We start from the raw sequence: 4,316 nt of genomic DNA, 5'->3' as shown, positions 1-4,316 counted from the left end.
CGGCACCGGCGGCGGCAGCGCCACCAGCAGCGGCCTTCTTCTCCGCGTCGGCCTTCTTCTTGGCCTCGGCTTCCTCGGCGGCCTTCTGCTTCGCGGCCTCCTCCTCGGCGCGGGCACGCTCCTCGGCCTCGATGGCCTCGGTGTCGACCCAACCGCGCTCCGGCTGGGTCATCCACTCCGGCTCACGGGCCTGCGGCAGGGCACCGTCGACAAGCACGGAGTCGCGGATCATCTGGGCGATGTCCAGGACCTCGGGCTTGTTCTCGTCGTCGGCGGCGAGGTTGTTCACGCCGTCGGACATCATCGTCTTACAGAACGGGCAGCCGATGGCGATGGCGGAAGCGCCGGTGCCCAGCGCCTCCTCGGTGCGGTTGACGTTGATGCGCTCGCCGATGGTCTCTTCCATCCACATGCGGGCACCGCCGGCGCCACAGCAGAAACCGGTGTTCTGGTTGCGCGGCATCTCCACGAGGTTCGCGCCGGAGGCGCCGATCAGCTCACGGGGAGCCTCGAAGACCTTGTTGTGGCGGCCCAGGAAGCAGGGGTCGTGGTAGGTGACCTGGCGGCCCTGGCCGGACGCGACCGGCTGCAGGCGGTTCTCGCGGACCAGCTGGTTCAGCAGCTGGGTGTGGTGCATGACGGAGTAGTTGCCGCCGAGCTCCGGGTACTCGTTCTTGAAGGTGTTGAAGCAGTGCGCACAGGTCACGACGATCTTGCGCTGCTTCGGCGGGACGCCCTCGAAGACCTCGCCCAGCTGCTCGATGTTCTGCTCGGCCAGCATCTGGAAGAGGAACTCGTTGCCCGCGCGGCGGGCGGAGTCGCCGGTGCAGCCCTCGGCCTGGGACAGGACTGTGAACTTCACGCCGGCGGTGTAGAGCATCTCCGCGACGGCCTTGGTGGTCTTCTTGGCGTTGTCGTCGTACGCGCCGGCGCAACCGACCCAGAAGAGGTACTCGGTGTCGTCGAAGTTCTCGACGTCCTCACCGAAGACCGGCACGACGACGCCGTCCTTGCGGACCTCGTCGATCCACTCGGAGCGGGTGGAGGCGTTCTGGCCCCAGGGGTTGCCCTTGGTTTCCAGGTTCTTGAACAGGCCGGCCAGCTCGGTCGGGAAGTCGGACTCGACGAGCACCTGGTAACGGCGCATGTCGACGATGTGGTCGATGTGCTCGATGTCGACCGGGCACTGCTCGACGCAGGCGCCGCAGTTGGTGCAGGACCACAGGACGTCCGGGTCGATGACGCCGGCGTCACCCTCGCCGACGAGCGGGAAGCCCAGCAGCTCGGCGCCCGGGGCGCCTTCCTCGACGCCGGACATGCCCGGGTTGCCGTCACCGGCGAGCAGGTAGGGGGCGGAGGCGTAGGCGTGGTCGCGGAGCTGGTTGACCAGCAGCTTCGGGGACAGCGGCTTGGAGGTGTGCCATGCCGGGCACTGCTCCTGGCAGCGGCCGCACTCGGTGCAGGAGCTGAAGTCCAGGAGGGCCTTCCAGGAGTGGTCGGCGACGACGCCGGTACCCATGGAGTCGACCTCGGGGTCGGCCTCCTCCAGGTTCACGATCTCGCCGCGGGAGGTCATGGGCTTGACCTCGCCGAGGGCGTTGGTGCCGTCGGCGTCGCGCTTGAGCAGGATGTTCGCGAAGGCGAGGAAGCGGTGCCAGGCGACGCCCCAGGTGAGGTAGCGGCCGACGACGAAGAGCCAGATCATGCCGGTCATCAGCTTGATGAACGCCATGATGGACACGAACTCGGCGGACTGGGGCAGGATGCCGGCGATGCCGCCGGAGACGAAGTTGGCCCAGTTCCACACGTTCTCGTGGTGCGGGTCGCCGTAGGTGGCGAGCTTGGACGCCTTGACCAGGATCATGCCGAGGCCCTCGAGGAGGACGACGGCCTCGACGAAGTAGGCGGCCTTGGCGTTGGAGCCGTAGAAGCGGCTGAGACGCTTCTTTCCGGCGTTGGTCTGGCGGACGATGATGAGCGCCAGGATGCCCAGGGTGGTGCCGACGCCGAGGATTTCGTCGATGAAGTGCCAGGCGGTCAGATCCTTCAGGATGGGCCAGCCGCCGGCGGGCCAGAAGGTCTGGATGTAGGCCTCGAACCAAACCAGGGAGCCGAGCAGGAAGCCGACCATGACGAACCAGTGGGCGACGGCGACGCCGGGCTTCTTGGCCATCTTGGTGTGGCCGACGACCTCCTTGATAGTGGTCCAGACGCGGGCGCCCCATTCGCCGGTGTGGCCGTAGGTCTTCTGGCCGGCCATGATCGTGCGGACCATGTGGGCGAAGCCCTTGATGAAGATGAACCAGCAGGGAATGGACAGCAGGAGACCGATCCAACCCACCGTCAGGGTGAACCCGTTGGAGGTGTCGGCCGCCGTGTCGGCGGCCAAGTGGAGCACGCTCATGACGTTCCTATCGTTGTCGGCGTGAACAGTGGCTATGTAAGTGAATACGACAATAGGGTGAGTTGTCGTGCGCTCGCGTGGTTATGCGCGGATACCTAACCAGGATCTCACGTACGCGAGTGAGTTTACTTCTCATGTGAGGTATATCACGCGCTCAGGAAGCTTTGAACATCGAAGTGCGAATCGGGGTTAACTCTCCGTCGGAAAGCTCGGTATAGCTGGGGTTTCGCGGGTGTTGGCCATTTACCCCCATCCTTTCGCGGGTGCTTGCCGACGGTCGGACGCGGGCATGGGCGGCCCGAGCGGTCGCTCGGGCGGTTCGACGGCTCTGGCCCGTTCAGTGGCCCCGGCCCTCCCGGTGGCCCCGGCCCGCCCGGCGACCCTGGCCTGTCCGGGGATTCTGCCGTGTGTCCGGCATCACATCGCAAAGTTGAGTCGATCGGGAACAACTTTGGGACGGCGCCCGTTGTCCCCTGTGAAAGGTTGAGTGGATGGCACTCAAGAACGCTTGACGGCACGGAAGTCGTTCGGCAGACTTGAGCGGCAGACGCTCACACCGGGCAAAGAAACGTGAGCCGCCCCGAGGCGGCGCAACAAACAGGAGGACATCCACAATGGGACGTGCAGTCGGTATTGACCTGGGCACCACGAACTCCGTCGTGTCCGTGCTCGAGGGCGGCGAAGCCGTCGTCATCGCGAACTCCGAGGGTTCGCGCACCACCCCGTCGGTCGTCGCCTTCGCCAAGAACGGTGAAGTGCTCGTCGGCCAGTCGGCCAAGAACCAGGCGGTCACCAACGTCGACCGCACCATCCGCTCCGTCAAGCGCCACATGGGCACCGACTGGAGCGTCGACATCGACGACAAGAAGTACACCGCGCAGGAAATCTCCGCGCGCACCCTGATGAAGCTGAAGCGCGACGCCGAGTCCTACCTGGGCGAGGACGTCACCGACGCCGTCATCACCGTGCCGGCCTACTTCTCCGACTCCGAGCGCCAGGCCACCAAGGAGGCCGGCCAGATCGCGGGCCTCAACGTCCTGCGCATCGTCAACGAGCCGACCGCGGCCGCCCTGGCCTACGGCCTGGAGAAGAACGACAAGGACCAGACCATCCTGGTCTTCGACCTGGGCGGCGGCACCTTCGACGTCTCCCTGCTGGAGATCGGCGACGGCGTCGTCGAGGTCCGCGCCACCGCCGGCGACAACAAGCTCGGCGGCGACGACTGGGACCAGCGCATCGTCGACTGGCTCGTGGAGAAGTTCAAGGCGTCCCAGGGCATCGACCTGACCAAGGACAAGATGGCCCTGCAGCGTCTGCGCGAGGCCGCCGAGAAGGCGAAGATCGAGCTGTCGTCGTCGCAGCAGGCCACCATCAACCTGCCGTACATCACCGTCGACGCCGAGAAGAACCCGCTGTTCCTCGACGAGACCCTGTCGCGCACCGAGTTCCAGAAGATCACGCAGGATCTGCTCGACCGCACCCGCAAGCCGTTCCAGCAGGTGCTGGCCGACTCCGACATCCCGGTGGCCGACATCGACCACGTCGTGCTCGTCGGCGGCTCCACCCGCATGCCGGCCGTGTCCGACCTGGTCAAGGAGATGACCGGCGGTCGCGAGCCGAACAAGGGCGTCAACCCGGACGAGGTCGTCGCCGTCGGCGCCGCCCTGCAGGCCGGCGTCCTGCGCGGCGAGGTCAAGGACGTGCTGCTCCTCGACGTCACCCCGCTGTCCCTCGGCATCGAGACCAAGGGCGGCGTGATGACCAAGCTCATCGAGCGCAACACCACCATCCCGACCAAGCGCTCGGAGACCTTCACCACCGCCGAGGACAACCAGCCCTCCGTGCAGATCCAGGTCTTCCAGGGCGAGCGCGAGATGGCCGCGGCCAACAAGCTGCTCGGCTCCTTCGAGCT

The 4,316-nt window shown here is 66.3% G+C and carries 2 protein-coding genes; one reads left to right on the top strand and one right to left on the bottom strand.

Going from position 1 to position 4,316, the window contains the following annotated elements; all coding sequences use genetic code 11:
• Nucleotides 1-2,404: (Fe-S)-binding protein (locus GX015_RS00700; protein WP_291342034.1), on the bottom strand; the 2,404-nt coding region annotated here is incomplete at its 3' end.
• Between the two features lie 614 nt (nucleotides 2,405-3,018).
• Between GX015_RS00700 and dnaK the strand changes: the two genes are divergently transcribed.
• Nucleotides 3,019-4,316, top strand: a 1,298-nt coding sequence (dnaK, locus tag GX015_RS00695) for a molecular chaperone DnaK (RefSeq protein WP_291342032.1), incomplete at its 3' end; no start/stop codon positions are given.

It is taken from the genome of Corynebacterium sp. (assembly GCF_012837295.1).
Classification (GTDB): domain Bacteria; phylum Actinomycetota; class Actinomycetes; order Mycobacteriales; family Mycobacteriaceae; genus Corynebacterium.
The sequence above is the reverse complement of the archived record's forward strand: the minus strand, read 5'-3'. Positions and strand labels throughout refer to the sequence as shown.